Here is a 16,108-nt window from a genome sequence, read left to right as displayed (position 1 = left end):
CGCCAGGGCACGGGCGCCCGGAATGAGAACGTACGGGGGCCCCCGAAGGTGCCGCGGTTCACGCCGCCTCTTTGCGGAAAAGCCTTCGCCTCCTCCCCCGGCCGCCAGCAGAATCCGTTCATGGAACCCACCACCCTGCTCACCGACCGGCTGGACCTGCGGCCCTTCGGCCCCGCCGACGAGGACGAGGTCCACGCGGCCGCCCAGGACCCCGGCATCCAGCGCTGGACGATGGTCCCCTCCCCCTACGAGCGGGAGCACGCCCGCCGCTTCGTGACCGAGGTCGTCCCGGACGGCTGGCGCGACGGCACCGCCCACAGCTTCGCCGTGCGCCTGGGCCCCGGCGGCCCGCTGGTCGCCGCCCTCGGCGTGCACCGCCGCGAAGCGGACGCGTACGAGATCGGCTACTGGACGGTCCGCGAGCACCGCGGCCGCGGCTACATGACCGAGGCCGTACGGGCCGTCGCCCGCTGGTCCTTCACCGAGCTGGGCGCCGTACGGCTGGAATGGCGCGCCGAGGTCGGCAACGACGGTTCGCGCGCCGTCGCCGAGAAGGCCGGCTTCCGCATCGAAGGGCTGCTGCGGGCCGCCCTGGTCAGGAACGGCACCGCCCGGGACTCCTGGGTCGGCGCCCTGCTCCCCTCGGACCTCGGGCTGACGCCCGCGCTCCCGTACCTGCCCGCTGTCAGTGGCGGCCTCTAGGCTCCGGGCATGACCGCGACCCTGCCCGGCCAGCCGCAGCCGACCCTGTCCCTGTCCGCCGACGAGGCCCGGCGCATCGCGCTGCGCGCCCAGGGGTTCATCGGGGCCCCCGACCGGCGCGCGGGGGTGCGCGGGGTCCTGCGGCACCTGGGCGCCGTACAGCTGGACACGATCTCGGTCCTGGCCCGGTCGCACGAGCTGATCCCCTACGCCCGCCTCGGCGCGGTCGGCCGCGACACGGTGGAGGCGGCGTACTGGTCCGACCGGCACGCCTTCGAGTACTGGTCGCACGCCGCCTGCATCCTGCCCGTCGAGGAGTGGCCGCACTTCGCCTTCCGCCGCCGGGCCAACCGGGTGCGCGGCCACCGCTGGCACGTGCTCCAGGACAAGGACCGCTCGACGCAGACGGTCCTGGACCGCCTGAAGGCCGACGGTCCGCTGACCTCCAGCGAGCTCGGCGGCACCAAGAACGGCGGCGAGTGGTTCGACTGGTCCGAGACCAAGATCGCCGTGGAGTGGCTGCTCGACACCGGCGAGGTGGTGTGCGGCGAGCGCCGCGGCTGGAAGCGGGTCTACGACCTGCCCGAGCGGGCCGTGCCCGACGCCCTGCTCCACGACGACCTCGACGACCGCGAGTGCATGCGCCGCCTCGTCGCCCTGGCCGGCCGGTCCCTCGGCGTCGGCACCCGTGCCGACATCGCCGACTACCACCGCCTGGGCGGCGCACAGGTCGACTCGGTCATCGCGGACTCCGGGCTGGTCCCTGTGGAGGTCGAGGGCTGGTCCAAGGCGGCCTGGGCGGACCCCGAGGCGCTCGCGACGGTCCCCCGGGGCCGCCACCGCACCACGCTGCTCTCCCCGTTCGACTCCCTGGTGTGGGACCGCCCGCGCACGGAACGGATCTTCGGGTTCACGCACCGCCTGGAGGCGTACGTCCCCAAGCCCAAGCGGGTGCACGGGTACTTCGCGATGCCGCTGCTGGCAGGCGGCCGGCTCCAGGGCCGCGTGGACCCGGCCCGCGAGGGCACCACCCTGGTCGCCCGTCAGCTCTCCCTGGAGACTCCCCGCGCCGCTGCCGCCATGGCCGGGGCCCTGTGGGAGGCCGCGCGCTGGGTGGGCTGCGAGGAGGTACGCGTCGAACGCGCGGCCTCCCCCGCCGAGGCCGCCGCCGTCACCGCGGAGCTCCGCGCGCAGCGCCCGTGACCGGCCGGGGCCCTCGCCGGGGCCCCGCCAGGGCCCCCGCCGGGGAGAGCGGCTAGCGGATCTCCAGGATCTTCTCCCGCATCGCGTAGACCACGGCCTCCATGCGGGAGTGCAGCTGGAGCTTCTCCAGGATGTTGCGCACGTGGTTCTTCACCGTGTTCTCGGAGATGAACAACTGCTTGGCGATGTCCCGGTTGTTCATGCCCGTCGCCACCAGCTTCAGGACCTCCAGCTCGCGGTCCGTCAGCCTCGGCGCCGGCACCAGCCGCCGCTCGTCGGTGCGCTGGATCATCGACTTGAACTCGGTGAGCAGCTTCGAGGCCATCGAGGGGCTGATCTGCGACTGCCCGTCCGCCACCGCCCGGATCGCCGTGGCGACCTCGTCGGTGGAGATCTCCTTGAGGAGGTATCCGGTCGCGCCCGCCTTGATCGCGTCGTAGAGGTCCGCCTCCTCGTCGCTGATCGTCAGCATGATGATCTTCGCGGAGGGGGCCACCTCCTTGATCGAGGTGCAGGCCTCGATGCCGCCGCGCCGGGGCATCCGCACGTCCATCAGCACGATGTCCGGCAGCAGGTCCGCGGCCTTGTCCACCGCCTCCGCGCCGTCCCCGGCCTCGCCGACGACCTGGATGTCCTCCTCCTGCGCGAGGACGATCTCCAGCCCGCGCCGGAAGAGTGCGTGGTCGTCGACCACGAGCACCCGGATGGGCTCACCGGCCGAAACCCCCGCCGGATCCGCCTCACGGCAGCCCGCGCCGTCGTCACCGCGCACCGGCCCGAAGCTGTCCGCCATCGTTCCTCCCCCTGCATGTGCCCTGCGTGTGCCCGAACTGCTGGACCAACCGGAAGGGCACCGCCGCCGGTTGACTGCCCGCCATGATTCCATGCCCGCACCACGGCGCGGGGGTCTGTCGGCAAGCCTCTGGCGCATACGCGTTCATACAGGTGCCCCTGCGGGACGCCTCGGCGACCCGCAGGGGCAAAGAAATGGATGTGCTCAGCCGCCGAGCGCTCCGCCGGCACCGCCGCGCGGTTCCTCGGAACTGGAGGCACCGTCCGGGTTCACGTGGATGACTCCGTAGTCATAGGCGTGGCGCCGGTAGACGACGCTGGGCAGTTTGGTCTCGGAGTCGACGAACAGATAGAAGTCGTGGCCGACCAGTTCCATTTCGTACAGGGCCTGGTCGAGCGACATGGGTGCGGCCGAGTGGGTCTTCTCGCGGACGATCAGCGGGCCTTCGCCCTGCACTTCCAGCGATCCGATCCTCGTGGTCGGAATCGCGTCCGCCTTCTCCTCGGAGACCGGCTCTCCGTTCCCGTTCAGGACCGCGGCGTCCGGTACGACGTCGGCGACCTCTGCCGCCGAGATGCGTCCGCTGCCGCGCCGGGTGTGGCGCTTGTCGTGCTGCTTGCGCAGCCGGGCCTCGAGCTTGTCCTGAGCGAGGTCGAGTGCCGCATACGGGTCAGCAGCGGCGGCCTCGGCCCGGATCACCGGACCCCGCGAACGCAGGGTGATCTCCACGCGGTCGGAACGGTCGGCCTGGCGCGGGTTGTGCTCCTTGGACACCTCGACGTCCAAGCTGATCACCTTGGCGTCGAGCTTCTGGATCCGCTCCGGATTCAGCTTCTCGGCCACGTGCTTGCGGAACCGGTCGGGCACCTCGGTCTTGCGGCCCTTGACGACGATGTCCACGCAGAACTCCGTTCCCGGATAGCTCCGCCTCATGGGGCGAAGCGTCTCCCTTTCGCACCAGACTCCGATGAACACCGGAGTCTCGGACTTGGCGACTTTCACCTCCTCCTCCCCCATCGGCAAGATCTGCACCCCACCGACTTCGGAGTCGAGAGACAGCCTCCTGACACGAAGATTTCCAAAACTTGCGATCCGATGCGTGGGGCCCAAGGTTCGCCAGTTCCTCACAACCGAACATATCTCTCAATGGCGGTTGTCGGCACCCGCTACCGGAACGTACCTCCGTTCAGGTGGCTGTTCACTCTTACTACCTGCAACGATGGGCCTTCCCCTCCAGTTCCAAATCTATTCACAAGATTTTTGCCCTCTGCGCGTTGCCGACCGGATCTGTACGAAGGAGTCCGCCGCCGCAGCCACCACCGCAGCCCTCGGAACGGCCCCCACCAGGCCCGCAGCCCGCACCGCACGCGCCGCCTCCGCGAGGGTCGCTCCGGTGGTGATCAAGTCGTCCACGAGCACGATCCGGGCCCCGGCCGTCACCCGCGCCCCGTACCGGCACACCTCCAGCGCCCCCCGGAGGTTCTCCCGGCGCTCCCGCGCCCCCAGGCCCGCCTGGTCCGCCACCGCCCGCCGCTGACGCAGTACGGGCGCCACCCGCGCGCGGACACCGGCCCGCCGCAGCCGCGCCGCGGCCGCCAGCGCGGTCCTGCGCGCCGGATCGTGCCCGCGTGCGCGGACCTGCCGCCGCGCCGAGGGCACCGGGACCAGGGCCACCTCCCCGCCCGCACCCGCCAGGACGGAGCTGACGGCCACCGCCAGGGCCCCGCCCAGCCATCCGGCCAGGGGCAGCACCCCGCGCTCCTTGTGGGCCAGCACGACGGCCCGTACGGCCTCCTCGTATACGGCGGCCGCATGCACCACCGGCAGCCCGGCGGGCCGCGGCCAGGGCCGCACCGGACCCGCGCCCGAACCGCTCAGCGCTTCCCGGCAGACGGCGCACAGCAGCGCCCGGGCGGCCCCGCACCCGGCGCAGTCGGCCGGCAGCACCAGCCCCGCGAGCTCCTGCCACCACCCCCGCATGACGTCCACTCTCCCGGGCGGCGCGGGCAGCCGCCACCCCTGTGGACGACGAGCCCGTAGCCCGGCCGGGCTGACCGGCCCGGCCGGCCCGGTCAGCCCGGTCAGCCCGGGTAGACCGGCGCCCGTCCGTCCGGCGCCACCGTGCGCCACTGCGCCCCCGGCGGCAGCCACACGATCCCGTCGTCCTCCAGGTACGCGACCACCGGCCGCACCTTCGTCTCGTCCTCCGAGGCCGCGACCGCGATGAGCCCGGTGGCCCCGGGCAGGCTGCCCGCGACCATCGACCCGTCCGCCAGCATGTACCGGGCCTGCCGGACCCCGAGGCTCTCGCGGCCCACCACCAGCAGCCGGCCCCGCGGCGCCCAGCTCATCGCCGTCACCTCGGCCATCTGCGGGGCGGCCGGGCGCAGCTCGCGCACCGACACGGCCGAGGTGTCCCCCTTGCCGTCGGGGCGTTCGATCCGCCCGATGTAGAGGGTCTTGCGGCTGCCGCGCTCCACGAGCAGCGCGATCCGCACCCCGTCGGAGGAGACCTTCAGCGAGAGGATGCGCCCGCCGTCGAGTCCGGCCACCTGGACCTTCTCCGCGGTCGCGGTGCCGTTCGGCACCCGCCACAGCGCGGGGTGCTGCGGGTCCTGGTCCGCGACCCACACGTCGCCCGCCGCGTCCCAGCTGGGCGCGCTCAGCCCGTTCGGCTTGCTCCCCTTGCTGGTGACCGCCGGTGGCGGCACGCTCTCCCCTGCCGACAGCTGGACCACGTACAGCCCGTGCCCGTCCTCGGAGACGACCGCGGCGTGCCGCTCGTCGTGCGCCACGGCCGCCGAGGCCGCCTTGAAGGTGGGGGGCAGCGGCACCGGCACCCGTTCGGGGCGGCTCTGCGGGTCCTCACTGGTGACGTCGAGCTTCATCCGGACCAGCCGGCCCTCGCCGTCGACGTAGTACTGGTACTCGGGGGCGCGGACCCGGTTCGCGATCACGGCCGCGGCGGCCTCGGTCACCACGCACAGCGAGGAGGACTTGGCGTCGGAGCGCAGCAGTTCGACCCGCTCCAGCCTAGAGGCCGACAGCTCCCGCACCGTGTACAGGAGTTGGGTGGCCATCTTCTGGCACTGCGGCTGCGCGACGTTGTCCGCCTTGTCGTTGAGCGGCACGCGCAGCGTGTTCTGGCCGTCGTACGAGAGGGACTTGGTGCCCTGGCGCAGCTCCGTACCGGTGGGGAAGCTGGAGGCGACGACCGGTCCGAGCCACTTGGACGGGCCCGCGAGCAGCGACTGCACGGTCTGCGTGGTGGGGTCCATGCGCGATTCGGGGTCGTTGCGCTGGCGCACGTACACCTGGTCGGCGACGAGCGTGCCGCCGGCGAAGTAGTACTTGTTGACGGGCATGTAGATGCGCTGGAAGTCGGACTCGGACAGGACCAGGGTGCTCGGCGGGCTCGTGATCCGCCACTGCTTGTTCTCCTGGGTGAGCTGGAGGAACTCCTCGTACTGCTCGTCCCCGGTCTCCGGCTGGTAGGCGCTGCGCTCGTCGACCGTCGCAAGCTTCTTGCCGGTGACCTTCCAGCGGGGCCCCGCGGGGTCCTTCTCGCCCTGCACCGAGCGCCGGTCGAGGCCCGCGGACAGGACGGTGACGGCGGAGCCGGGCTTCCAGCTCTTGGCGGCGTCCTCGGTGAGGTACTTGCGGGCCGTCTCCAGCTGCGGGTCGTCACTGGTCATGGCTTCCAGGAAGCCGTCGACGATCTCGGCCGCGCTGGCCTTGTCGGCGGGCGGGACGCTGAAGACCCGCACCTGGGAGTCGACGCCCTGCGAGGCCTCCACCGGACGGATCTCGCCGTGGTCGGGCATGGAGGCGCAGCCCGCCGTCAGCAGCACGGCCAGTGCGAGGGCGTACGCCCTCAGGATGCGCGGGCGCCGCCCGCGCATCCGGACCCGGCCGCCGTCCCGCACGTTCCCCGCCCCTTCGTTCCCCGCCTCTGCGCTCCCCGCCCCTTCGTTCCCCGCCCGCCCGGCCATGGGCTCAGCCTCCATCGGCTCGGTCCTCCTGTGCTGACTGCTCGGCCGGCCTGGCCACCACCCGCGCACCGCTGCCGGGCAGGGCCGTCGGGTCGGCGGGCACCGGCATCGCCCCGGCCACCGCGGACCTCGGCGGTATCGGCGAGCGGTCACCGCCCTCCGGCGGCCGGCGGTCCGCCGCGCTGCCCGCGGCCTCCGAGGCGGCCCTGGCCCGGTTGGCCCGGGAGTCCTCGGGCTCCAGCGGGATCGGCGAGCCCCGCAGCGGTTCGTCGGCGGTCCGCGGCAGCGTCAGACGGAACTGCGAGCCGCCGCCGGGCTCGCCCCAGGCCTGAAGCCAGCCGCCGTGCAGCCGGGCGTCCTCGACGGCGATGGACAGGCCGAGGCCGGTCCCGCCGGTCGTCCGGGCGCGGGCCGGGTCGGCCCGCCAGAAGCGGTTGAAGACGCGGGTGGCCTCGCCCGGCTTGAGGCCGACCCCGTAGTCCCGCACGGCGACCGCGACGGCACCGCCCGCGGACGCGAGGCGGACCACGACGTCGCGGCCCTCCCCGTGCTCCACGGCGTTGACGACGAGGTTGCGCAGCACCCGCTCCACGCGCCGCGAGTCCGCCTCGGCGATGACGGGCTGGCTGTCGCCCAGGACCCGGATCCGGGTCCCCTTGTGCTCGGCGAGCGGCTCGGCCCCGCCGATGACGCGGTGCACGACGTCCCGCAGGTCGATCGGCTCCGCCTCCAGGGCGGCGGCCCCCGCGTCGAAGCGGCTGATCTCCAGCAGGTCGGACAGCAGCGACTCGAAGCGGTCGAGCTGCCCCGCCAGCAGTTCGGCGGAGCGCGCGGTGACCGGGTCGAAGTCGACCCGGGCGTCGTGGATGACGTCCGCGGCCATCCGTACCGTCGTCAGCGGGGTCCGCAGCTCGTGCGAGACGTCCGAGACGAAGCGGCGCTGCATCCGCGACAGGTCCTCCAGCTGCTGGATCTTGTTCTGGAGGTTCTGCGCCATCTTGTTGAAGGCCTCGCCGAGGCGCGCGATGTCGTCCTCGCCGGTGACCTTCATCCGCTCCTGGAGCCGCCCGTCGGAGAGCCGCTCGGCGATCCCGGCGGCCATCCGCACGGGGGTGACGACCTGGCGCACGACGAGCCAGGCGATGCCGCCGAGCAGGACGACGACGAACAGGCCGGCGGTGGAGATGGTGACCTTGACCAGGTTGAGGGACTCCTCCTCCTGGGTCAGCGGGAAGAGGTAGTAGAGGTCGTACGGTTCCCCGTTGATGTCGGTGAGCCGCTTGCCCACGACCAGCGCGGGCTCGGGCGCCTTCTCCCCGGATCCGGCCGTGTAGCGGATCTCGGAGAAGGTCTTGAAGGCCCCGGTGGCGTGGTTGACGGCCTGGCGCAGCCCCAGCGGGACGCTCGCGGTCGGGTCGACGTTGCCGGAGGCGCGCGCGCCGCGGACGCCGAGCGCGTTGGGGCCGCCCTGCTCCACCCCGGTGCCCGCGCCGAGCGCGACCACCTCGAAGGCGGTCTGGCCGCCACTGGCCAGCTGCTTGACGAGCGAGTTCATCCAGGTGCTCGCGTCGCGGCCGACCTTGTTGTCGGTGGCGTCGGGCCCGTCCACGGTCGCCGGGGTGTTGGCCTTCTCCTGCGCGACCGCGAACCCGCCCGCGGCCTGGCTCTGCGCGGCCTCCTCCTTGGCGTCGAGGAGGCCCGTGCTGACCTGGGCGATGACGACGAAACCGAGCGCGAGGACCACGGCCAGCGATATCAGCAGGGTGGCGGCGACCACCCGGAGCTGGATGTTGCGCCGCCACAGCCGGACAGCCGGGAGCAGCGGCCGTCGCACGAGGCGCACGAACAGCCGCAGCAGCGGCCCGGCGGCCGCCCGTTCGTGGAGCAGCCGGCCGCCCCGCAGGATCCCCCGGCCGGAGGCGCCCCGGTCCCGGCCGGGCTGCACGTCAGCTGGGTCCGGCCTTGTAGCCGACACCACGCACCGTCACGACGATCTCGGGGCGCTCCGGGTCCTTCTCGACCTTGGAGCGCAGGCGCTGCACGTGCACGTTCACCAGCCGGGTGTCCGCCGCGTGCCGGTAGCCCCAGACCTGCTCCAGCAGCACCTCACGGGTGAACACCTGCCAGGGCTTGCGCGCGAGGGCGACCAGCAGGTCGAACTCGAGCGGGGTCAGGGCGATGGAGGCACCGTCCCGCTTGACCGAGTGCCCGGCCACGTCGATGACGAGGTCACCGATGGCCAGCTGCTCGGGGGCGGGCTCCTCCGACCGGCGCAGACGGGCCCGGATGCGGGCCACCAGCTCCTTCGGCTTGAACGGCTTGACGATGTAGTCGTCGGCACCGGATTCCAGGCCCACCACGACGTCCACCGTGTCGCTCTTGGCCGTGAGCATGACGATGGGCACCCCCGACTCGGCCCTGATCAGCCTGCACACCTCTATGCCGTCCCTTCCGGGGAGCATGAGGTCGAGCAGGACCAGATCGGGCTTCGCCTCCCGGAAGGCAGCCAGTGCCTTGTCACCGTCAGCTACGAACGACGGCTCAAAACCTTCTCCACGCAGCACAATGCCGAGCATCTCGGCCAGCGCGGTGTCGTCGTCGACGACAAGGACTCGTCCCTTCATGCTTGACATCATCCCATTAGCTAATCGTTACCTGGCGGTGAGCTGTCCCACAGCCAAAAGGGCTGGAAATCGCCCCTCGGACCTGCGTGGAGATCAGGTCGACCAGTCTGCCCCGGATCCGGGTGACAATTGAAGGTACGGGCTGCCCAAGATCCGGGGGGGACGGCTGGTCCGTTCGTGTACCCCACGTGGCACGATGGCAGCGACCGGCGCCCCCGCCGCAGCACGTGCACGTGAAGGAGCGACGATGAACGACTCTCCGGGCTGGGCTACGCCCGGATCCTCTCCGTCCGACGGCGAGCGGCCGGGGGCACCAGCCGACCAGTCAGGCTCCGGCACCACCCAGCCGGCTGCCGGTCCCGAGCAGCCCGCGCAGCCCGCAGGCGACCAGAAGTGGTCCGCCCAGCAGCCCCCGCCCGGCCAGTGGTCGAGCCCGGGCACCGACGCACCCCGCGACGCCGGCCAGAACGCCCCACAGGCACCTCAGGGCGCAGGCTGGGGCTCGTACGGCCAGCAGCCCGGCCAGCACCCCGGCGGCCCGCAGAACGGCCCCTACCCCGGCCAGTACCCCCAGCCCGGCACGCCCTACGGCTACCCGGGCGGCACCGGCCAGTGGGGCAAGCCCCCCGCCGCCAAGCCCGGCATCATCCCGCTGCGCCCCCTGGGCCTCGGCGAGATCCTCGACGGCGCGGTCGGCATCCTGCGCAAGCACTGGCGCACGGTCCTGTCCGTCACCCTCGTCGTCGCCGCCCTGTTCCAGCTGGCCCTGCTCCTCGTCCAGCGCGCCACCATGGACACCTACGCGTTCACCACCGACGAGACGGCCGGCCCGTCCGAGCTGCTCGACGCCATGGGCGACGCCATGGTCTTCTACGCGTTCAGCTACTACACCGAGATCCTCGGCCTGTTCCTGGTCACCGCGCTCCTCGCACCCGTCGTCAGCGCCGCCGTCCTCGGCCACGGGACCACGGTCTCCTCGACCCTGCGCACCCTGCGCCCCCTGGCGGGCCGCCTCCTGGGCCTGACCCTCGTCCTGTTCCTCGGCGCCCTCGCCGCCGGAATGCTGCCGATGCTCCCCGGCATCCTGGCGGACAGCCCGGGCCTGATCGCGCTCGGCTTCCCCGTCGGGGTCGTCCTGCTGGCCTGGTTCTACGTGTCCTTCCTGCTGGCACCGCCCGCACTGATGCTGGAGCGCGGCTCCATCGGCGCCGCCCTCAAGCGCTCCGCCAAGCTCGTCAAGGGCTCCTGGTGGCGGATCTTCGGCATCAGCCTGCTCACCGCCCTCATCGCCAAGCTCACGGCCATGATCATGGTGATGCCCTTCGCGATCGTCGCCATGTTCGTGGCACCGGGCGGCATGGGCTCCTTCCTCGACGGCTCCGCCACCCAGAGCTGGACCTTCCTGATCATCGCCGCCGTCGGCTCGGTCGTCGGCGCCGCCGTCACCCTGCCCATGCAGACCGGCGTCACCACCCTCCTCTACGTCGACCAGCGCATCCGCCGCGAGGCACTCGACCTCGAACTGGTCCGGGCCGCCGGCACCGACACCCCCGGCACCTCCGCCGCACAGACCGCCGGCGGACCGGTCACCGGAGGCTGATGCACCGATGATGAGTACGGGGGGCCTCATCGACCGCGCCGCGTCCCTGCTGCCCGCAGCAGAGACACCACCGGTGACGACACCGCGCGACCCGGCCCGGGAAGCGGCCGAGCAGGAGCTGTCCAAACGGCTCTACCACCAGAACGACCCCAGCCTGCTCGACCGCGCACTGGACCGGTTCTGGGACTGGATCGACGGACTCTTCGAACGGGCCTCCGGGGCCACCCCCGGCGGCCCCGTCGGCCTCCTCGTGATCCTCCTCGTCGTCGTCCTCGCCGTCGCCGCCCTGTGGTGGCGGCTCGGCGCCCCCCGCCGGATCACCACCGCAGCCGCCACCCTCTTCGACGACGGCATACGCAGCGCCGCCGACCACCGCAGGAGCGCCGACGCCCACGCCGCCGCGGGCCGCTGGACCGAAGCCGTCCAGGAACGCATGCGCGCCGTCGTCCGCTCCCTGGAGGAACGCACCCTCCTCGACCCGCGCCCCGGCCGCACCGCCGACGAAGCGGCCGCCGAAGCCGCCGTCTCCCTCCCCGGCCACGCCGGGGACCTGCGCGCCGCCGCCCGCGCCTTCGACGACGTCACCTACGGCGGCCGCACCGGCGACGCCGCGACGTACGAGCGGCTGCGCGCCCTCGACCTCACCCTGGACCGCGCCAAGCCGCTCCTGACGGGACCCACCGCATGACCGGCCCCACCGCGCCCCCGGCCACCACCTCCACCGCCCTCGGCGCCGCACAGCTCTGGCGCCGCGCCCGCGGCATCGTCGCCCTCCTCGTCCTCCTCCTCGCCTCCGCCGTCGCCCTCGCCGCCCTCGACAGCGGCACCCGGCACGGCTACCTCGACCCCCGCTCCGCCGACCCCACCGGCAGCCGGGCCCTCGCCCAGCTCCTGGAGGACCGCGGAGTCACCACCCGGGTCGTCACCACCGCCCGCGAGGCCGCCGCCGCCTCCGGCCCCCGCACCACCCTCCTGGTCACCGACCCCGAACTGCTCGGGGACGCCCAGCGCCGCACCGTCCGCTCCGCCATGGACCTCTCCGGCGGCCGTACGGTCCTCCTCGCCCCCGGCAGCACCGCCCTGGCCGCCCTGGCCCCCGGCGTGCGCACCGAGGACGGCTGGTCCGCCGACGACCTCGCCCCCGGCTGCGCCCTCCCCGCCGCCACTTCAGCCGGCCGCGCCACCACCGGCACCGGCCTGCGCTACAGCACCACCCGCCCCGGGGCCACCGCCTGCTACCCCGGCAACGGCCACCCCACCCTCCTCGTCCTGCCCACCGGCACCACCGGCGGCGACACCGTCGTCCTGGGCTCCGAGTCGATCCTCCTCAACGAGAACCTCGCCCAGGAGGGCAACGCCTCCCTCGCCCTCCAGCTCCTCGGCGCCCACCCGGACCTCGTCTGGTACCTGCCGACCCTCTCCGACACCGACCCGGACGCCACGTCCGCGGACGAGGACAAGTCCCTCTTCGACCTCGTCCCCGCCGGCTGGTCCTGGGCCCTGCTCCAGCTCTTCGCCGCCGCCGTCCTCGCCGCCCTCTGGCGCGCCCGCCGCCTGGGACCCCTCGTCACCGAGAACCTCCCCGTCGTCATCCGCGCCTCCGAGGCCACCGAGGGCCGCGCCCGCCTCTACCGCAAGGCCGGGGCCCGCGACCGCGCCGCCACCGTGCTGCGCGCCGCCGCCCGCGAACGCCTGGCCGCGCTGGTCGGCGTACCCCAGTCCCAGGCCCACGACCCCGCCGCACTGGTCCCCGCGGTCTCCACCCGGCTCCCCGACGGGTCCCGTGACACGACCGCCCTCCTCTTCGGCCCCACCCCTTCCGACGACGCGGCCCTCGTCGCGCTCGCCGACCACCTCGACGCCCTCGAAAGAGAGGTCCGCACGTCATGACGTACCCGGCCACCGAATCCGCCGCCGCGGACAGCGCCCGCGCTTCCCTCGAAGCGCTCCGCACCGAGATCGGCAAGGCCGTGGTCGGTCAGGACTCCGCCGTCACCGGTCTCGTCGTCGCACTCCTGTGCCGCGGCCACGTCCTCCTCGAAGGCGTCCCCGGCGTCGCGAAGACCCTCCTCGTACGGGCCCTCGCGGCCTCCCTCGAACTCGACACCAAGCGCGTCCAGTTCACCCCGGACCTGATGCCCAGCGACGTCACCGGCTCCCTGGTCTACGACGCCCGCACCGCCGAGTTCTCCTTCCAGAACGGCCCGGTCTTCACCAACCTCCTCCTCGCGGACGAGATCAACCGGACACCCCCCAAGACCCAGTCCTCGCTCCTCGAAGCGATGGAGGAGCGCCAGGTCACGGTCGACGGCACCGCCCGCCCGCTGCCCGAGCCCTTCCTCGTCGCCGCCACCATGAACCCGCTGGAGTACGAGGGCACCTACCCCCTCCCCGAAGCCCAGCTGGACCGCTTCCTCCTCAAGCTCACCGTCCCGCTGCCCTCCCGCGAGGACGAGATCGGCGTCCTGACCCGGCACGCCGCCGGCTTCGACCCCCGCGACCTGCACTCCGCGGGCGTCCGCCCGGTCGCAGGACCCGCAGAGCTCGAAGCCGCCCGCGAGGCCGTCGCCAAGGTGTCCGTCTCCCCCGAGATCGCCGGCTACGTCGTCGACGTCTGCCGCGCCACCCGCGAGTCCCCGTCCCTCACCCTCGGCGTCTCCCCCCGCGGTGCGACCGCCCTGCTGGCCACCTCCCGCGCCTGGGCCTGGCTCACCGGCCGTGACTACGTCACCCCCGACGACGTCAAGGCCCTCGCCCTGCCGACCCTCCGCCACCGCGTCCAGCTGCGCCCCGAGGCCGAGATGGAGGGGGTCAAGGCCGACGCCGTCATCACCGCGATCCTCTCCCACGTCCCCGTACCGCGCTGATGGCCATCACGGGACGCGCCGCCCTGATCGCGGCCCTCAGCAGCATCCCCGTCGGGATCATCGACCCGAGCTGGGCGGGGATCATCGCCGTCAACGGGCCCCTGGCCCTCGCCTGCGCGATCGACCACGCCCTGGCCACACCGGTCCGCACGCTGGGACTGAGCCGTTCGGGTGATACCTCGGTCCGCCTCGGCGAACCCGCGGACGTCCACCTCACCGTCACCAACCCCGGCGGCCGCAAGCTCCGCGCCCGCGTCCGCGACGGATGGCCCCCCAGCAGCTGGCTGCCCGGCACCGAGGCCGCGGCGTCCCGCCACGAGCTCACCGTCCCGGCGGGCGAACGACGGCGCCTCACGACCCACTTGCTGCCCACCCGCCGCGGCGACCGCACGGCCGACCGGGTCACCGTCCGCTCGTACGGGCCGCTGGGCCTCTGGGCCCGCCAGGGCGCCCACGTGGTGCCCTGGACGGTCCGCGTCCTGCCGCCCTTCACCAGCCGCAAGCACCTGCCGTCCCGGCTCGCCCGACTGCGCGAACTGGACGGCCGCACCAGCCTCCTGACGCGCGGTGAGGGCACCGAGTTCGACAGCCTCCGCGACTACGTCCCCGGCGACGACACCCGCTCCATCGACTGGCGGGCCACGGCCCGCCAGAACAAGGTGGCCGTCCGCACCTGGCGCCCCGAACGCGACCGGCACATCCTCATCTGCCTGGACACCGGCCGTACTTCGGCGGGCCGCGTCGGCGACGCCCCCCGCCTGGACTCCGCGATGGACGCCGCCCTGCTGCTGGCCGCCCTGGCCACCCGCGCCGGCGACCGCGTGGACCTCCTGGCCCACGACCGCCGCCCCCGCGCCCAGGTCCAGGGCCGCCCCGCGGCCGACGTACTGCCGTCCTTCGTGAACGCGATGGCGACGCTGGAGCCGGAGCTCGTGGAGACCGACTCCCGCTCGCTGGTGTCCACCATCCTGCGCAGTGCCCCGCGCCGCTCCCTGGTGGTCCTCCTGACGAGCCTGGACAAGGCCCCCGTCGAAGAGGGCCTGCTCCCCGTCCTCGCCCGCCTCACCCAGCGCCACACGGTCATCCTGGCTTCGGTGGCCGACCCGCACGTCGCGGACATGACAAAGGCGCGGGGCAGTGTGGACGCGGTCTACGAGGCCGCGGCCGGCACCCAGTCCCAGTCGCAGCGCCGCCGCACGGCCGAGCAGCTCACCCGCCACGGCGTGCACGTGGTCGACGCCACCCCGGACGACCTGCCCCCGGCTTTGGCCGACGCCTACCTGGCCCTCAAGGCCGCCGGCCGCCTCTGAGGGTTGTCCCGTAACCGCTGGTTGAGCCGCGTGGCTGAGGCTCCGAGGAGCGGGTCCTCGGCCGGATATCGGTGCGACTCCGGACGGACAGCTGTGACAGCCTGCGGACATGCCAGCAGAGCTGAGAGAACACGCGGGCCGGCACTACGCCGTCCTGTCCATCTACGCGGGACCTGACGACGCCTGGACCCTGGAGCTGAGCGAGGCCGTGCCAGCGCCGGCAGCGTGGGCCGAGATCCCCGGCAGCCCGACTCACACGCACGGGGTTGGCTTTCTGGCGGCGTTCGTCCCTGACGAGGATCCGACTCTGGAGCCGACCGTCCACATCCACAGCCATGACGAGCACGTCATCCCATACGAGATCATGCGCTGGTTCATGGCGCAGGTCACCGAGCAGGTCGAACGCTGCCGGGCTGCCTACGCGCAGGAGGATCCCGAAGCAGTGGAATGATCTTGGCATGGCTGGTGTGATCACGGCGTCGGAGTCGTCCTGGACAGCCCCGTTCACCGGGCTGAGCCCGCGAGAGTTCCGCACGCCCGTGTCGAGGATGTCTTCGCCCGGATGAAGACCTGGAAGATCCTGCGCGACTGGCGCCTCAAGGGCGATGGCGTCCATCACGCCATGCTCGGCATCGCCCACCTCCACAACCTCCTCCAGGCCGCGTAGTCCGGATCTGCCGCCGATAGGCGGGACTCCCCTGCCACCGTCAAAGATCAATTGCGGGACAGCCCTTAGGGGGGTGTGTCAGATTTTCCTCACAGTGAGGAAGCCCCACGGCTCCCCACGGGCTGAACGTGATGCGGCTGCACCGTCAGATCGAGGCCCAGACTGCTGACGCGCGACCCTCAGCGACACGACATGGGCAACCCGGTGACCGGCGTCGTCGTGGACCCCCCGCCACACGGGATTCTGCCCCGGAACGCAGAAAAGCCCCGCACCATAAGGTGCGGGGCTTTCCCACAATGATTGTTCGGCGGCGTCCTACTCTCCCACAGGGTCCCCCCTGCAGTACCATC

14 protein-coding genes and 1 pseudogene are annotated in these 16,108 nt (G+C 72.8%); 9 read left to right on the top strand and 6 right to left on the bottom strand.

Going from position 1 to position 16,108, the window contains the following annotated elements; all coding sequences use genetic code 11:
• Positions 1 to 120 precede the first annotated feature (120 nt).
• Positions 121 to 702 carry a GNAT family N-acetyltransferase gene (locus IO30_RS0124365; protein WP_031146170.1) on the top strand — a complete coding sequence of 194 codons (582 nt, stop codon included), beginning with the start codon at positions 121 to 123 and terminating at the stop codon, positions 700 to 702.
• Positions 703 to 711: 9 nt separating this feature from the next.
• Positions 712 to 1,905 (top strand): winged helix-turn-helix domain-containing protein, encoded by a 1,194-nt coding sequence (locus tag IO30_RS0124360; RefSeq protein ID WP_031146168.1) that lies wholly within the window; start codon positions 712 to 714, stop codon positions 1,903 to 1,905.
• Positions 1,906 to 1,957: 52 nt separating this feature from the next.
• Here IO30_RS0124360 and IO30_RS0124355 read toward each other — a convergent pair whose 3' ends face one another.
• From IO30_RS0124355 to mtrA, 6 genes are all read right to left on the bottom strand, one after another.
• Entirely contained in the window at positions 1,958 to 2,698 is a 741-nt protein-coding gene (locus tag IO30_RS0124355) for a response regulator (RefSeq protein WP_031146166.1), read from the bottom strand.
• A gap of 204 nt (positions 2,699 to 2,902) precedes the next feature.
• The gene (gene hpf / locus IO30_RS0124350) at positions 2,903 to 3,598 is read right to left on the bottom strand and encodes a ribosome hibernation-promoting factor, HPF/YfiA family (RefSeq protein WP_031146164.1); all 696 of its coding nucleotides are present in this window, start codon (positions 3,596 to 3,598) and stop codon (positions 2,903 to 2,905) included.
• 345 nt (positions 3,599 to 3,943) lie between these two features.
• Positions 3,944 to 4,678 carry a ComF family protein gene (locus IO30_RS0124345; protein ID WP_037895016.1) on the bottom strand — a complete coding sequence of 245 codons (735 nt, stop codon included), beginning with the start codon at positions 4,676 to 4,678 and terminating at the stop codon, positions 3,944 to 3,946.
• A gap of 101 nt (positions 4,679 to 4,779) precedes the next feature.
• Positions 4,780 to 6,705: an LpqB family beta-propeller domain-containing protein gene (locus IO30_RS0124340; RefSeq protein ID WP_234321922.1), complete on the bottom strand. Its 1,926-nt coding sequence runs from the start codon at positions 6,703 to 6,705 to the stop codon at positions 4,780 to 4,782.
• Entirely contained in the window at positions 6,695 to 8,635 is a 1,941-nt protein-coding gene (gene mtrB / locus IO30_RS0124335; RefSeq protein ID WP_373316497.1) for an MtrAB system histidine kinase MtrB, read from the bottom strand. Before mtrB ends, IO30_RS0124340 begins: the two co-directional genes overlap by 11 nt.
• 1 nt (position 8,636) lies before the next feature.
• Complete coding sequence (mtrA, locus tag IO30_RS0124330) at positions 8,637 to 9,326, bottom strand: two-component system response regulator MtrA (RefSeq protein WP_189973359.1); 690 nt, start codon at positions 9,324 to 9,326, stop codon at positions 8,637 to 8,639.
• Positions 9,327 to 9,561: 235 nt separating this feature from the next.
• Here mtrA and IO30_RS0124325 point away from each other — a divergent pair, with 235 nt between their 5' ends.
• The 7 genes and pseudogenes from IO30_RS0124325 to IO30_RS44810 all read left to right on the top strand — a co-directional run.
• A complete protein-coding gene (locus IO30_RS0124325; RefSeq protein ID WP_031146153.1) occupies positions 9,562 to 10,914 on the top strand; it encodes a hypothetical protein in 1,353 nt (450 codons plus the stop codon).
• 7 nt (positions 10,915 to 10,921) lie between these two features.
• Positions 10,922 to 11,602 (top strand): DUF4129 domain-containing protein, encoded by a 681-nt coding sequence (locus tag IO30_RS0124320; RefSeq protein ID WP_031146151.1) that lies wholly within the window; start codon positions 10,922 to 10,924, stop codon positions 11,600 to 11,602.
• Positions 11,599 to 12,804, top strand: coding sequence for a DUF4350 domain-containing protein (locus IO30_RS0124315; RefSeq protein WP_031146149.1), 1,206 nt, complete (start codon positions 11,599 to 11,601; stop codon positions 12,802 to 12,804). Before IO30_RS0124320 ends, IO30_RS0124315 begins: the two co-directional genes overlap by 4 nt.
• On the top strand, positions 12,801 to 13,781 hold the full coding sequence (locus IO30_RS0124310) for an AAA family ATPase (protein ID WP_031146147.1): 981 nt from the start codon (positions 12,801 to 12,803) through the stop codon (positions 13,779 to 13,781). The genes IO30_RS0124315 and IO30_RS0124310 overlap by 4 nt, the downstream gene beginning before the upstream one ends.
• The gene (locus IO30_RS0124305; RefSeq protein ID WP_031146145.1) at positions 13,781 to 15,091 is read left to right on the top strand and encodes a DUF58 domain-containing protein; all 1,311 of its coding nucleotides are present in this window, start codon (positions 13,781 to 13,783) and stop codon (positions 15,089 to 15,091) included. The genes IO30_RS0124310 and IO30_RS0124305 overlap by 1 nt, the downstream gene beginning before the upstream one ends.
• A 109-nt stretch (positions 15,092 to 15,200) precedes the next feature.
• Positions 15,201 to 15,542 carry a hypothetical protein gene (locus IO30_RS0124300; RefSeq protein ID WP_031146143.1) on the top strand — a complete coding sequence of 114 codons (342 nt, stop codon included), beginning with the start codon at positions 15,201 to 15,203 and terminating at the stop codon, positions 15,540 to 15,542.
• 84 nt (positions 15,543 to 15,626) lie between these two features.
• Positions 15,627 to 15,758 (top strand): annotated as a pseudogene (locus IO30_RS44810) (IS5/IS1182 family transposase); the annotation flags it as partial.
• Between the last annotated feature and the right edge of the window lie 350 nt (positions 15,759 to 16,108).

Origin of the sequence: Streptomyces xanthophaeus (assembly GCF_000725805.1) — a bacterium.
Taxonomy (GTDB): domain Bacteria; phylum Actinomycetota; class Actinomycetes; order Streptomycetales; family Streptomycetaceae; genus Streptomyces; species Streptomyces xanthophaeus.
Note: the sequence above shows the minus strand (reverse complement) of the source record. Positions and strands in the feature narration are given on the sequence as shown.

What these genes read in the sequence shown, in the direction of transcription:
- IO30_RS0124365 (WP_031146170.1), top strand. Translation starts at nt 121, where the DNA reads ATGGAACCCACCACCCTGCTCACCGACCGGCTGGACCTGCGGCCCTTC.
- IO30_RS0124325 (WP_031146153.1), top strand. Translation starts at nt 9,562, where the DNA reads ATGAACGACTCTCCGGGCTGGGCTACGCCCGGATCCTCTCCGTCCGAC.
- IO30_RS0124320 (WP_031146151.1), top strand. Translation starts at nt 10,922, where the DNA reads ATGATGAGTACGGGGGGCCTCATCGACCGCGCCGCGTCCCTGCTGCCC.
- IO30_RS0124345 (WP_037895016.1), bottom strand. Translation starts at nt 4,678, where the DNA reads ATGCGGGGGTGGTGGCAGGAGCTCGCGGGGCTGGTGCTGCCGGCCGAC.
- IO30_RS0124300 (WP_031146143.1), top strand. Translation starts at nt 15,201, where the DNA reads ATGCCAGCAGAGCTGAGAGAACACGCGGGCCGGCACTACGCCGTCCTG.
- mtrA (WP_189973359.1), bottom strand. Translation starts at nt 9,326, where the DNA reads ATGATGTCAAGCATGAAGGGACGAGTCCTTGTCGTCGACGACGACACC.
- IO30_RS0124310 (WP_031146147.1), top strand. Translation starts at nt 12,801, where the DNA reads ATGACGTACCCGGCCACCGAATCCGCCGCCGCGGACAGCGCCCGCGCT.
- IO30_RS0124355 (WP_031146166.1), bottom strand. Translation starts at nt 2,698, where the DNA reads ATGGCGGACAGCTTCGGGCCGGTGCGCGGTGACGACGGCGCGGGCTGC.
- IO30_RS0124360 (WP_031146168.1), top strand. Translation starts at nt 712, where the DNA reads ATGACCGCGACCCTGCCCGGCCAGCCGCAGCCGACCCTGTCCCTGTCC.
- IO30_RS0124305 (WP_031146145.1), top strand. Translation starts at nt 13,781, where the DNA reads ATGGCCATCACGGGACGCGCCGCCCTGATCGCGGCCCTCAGCAGCATC.
- IO30_RS0124340 (WP_234321922.1), bottom strand. Translation starts at nt 6,705, where the DNA reads ATGGAGGCTGAGCCCATGGCCGGGCGGGCGGGGAACGAAGGGGCGGGG.
- IO30_RS0124315 (WP_031146149.1), top strand. Translation starts at nt 11,599, where the DNA reads ATGACCGGCCCCACCGCGCCCCCGGCCACCACCTCCACCGCCCTCGGC.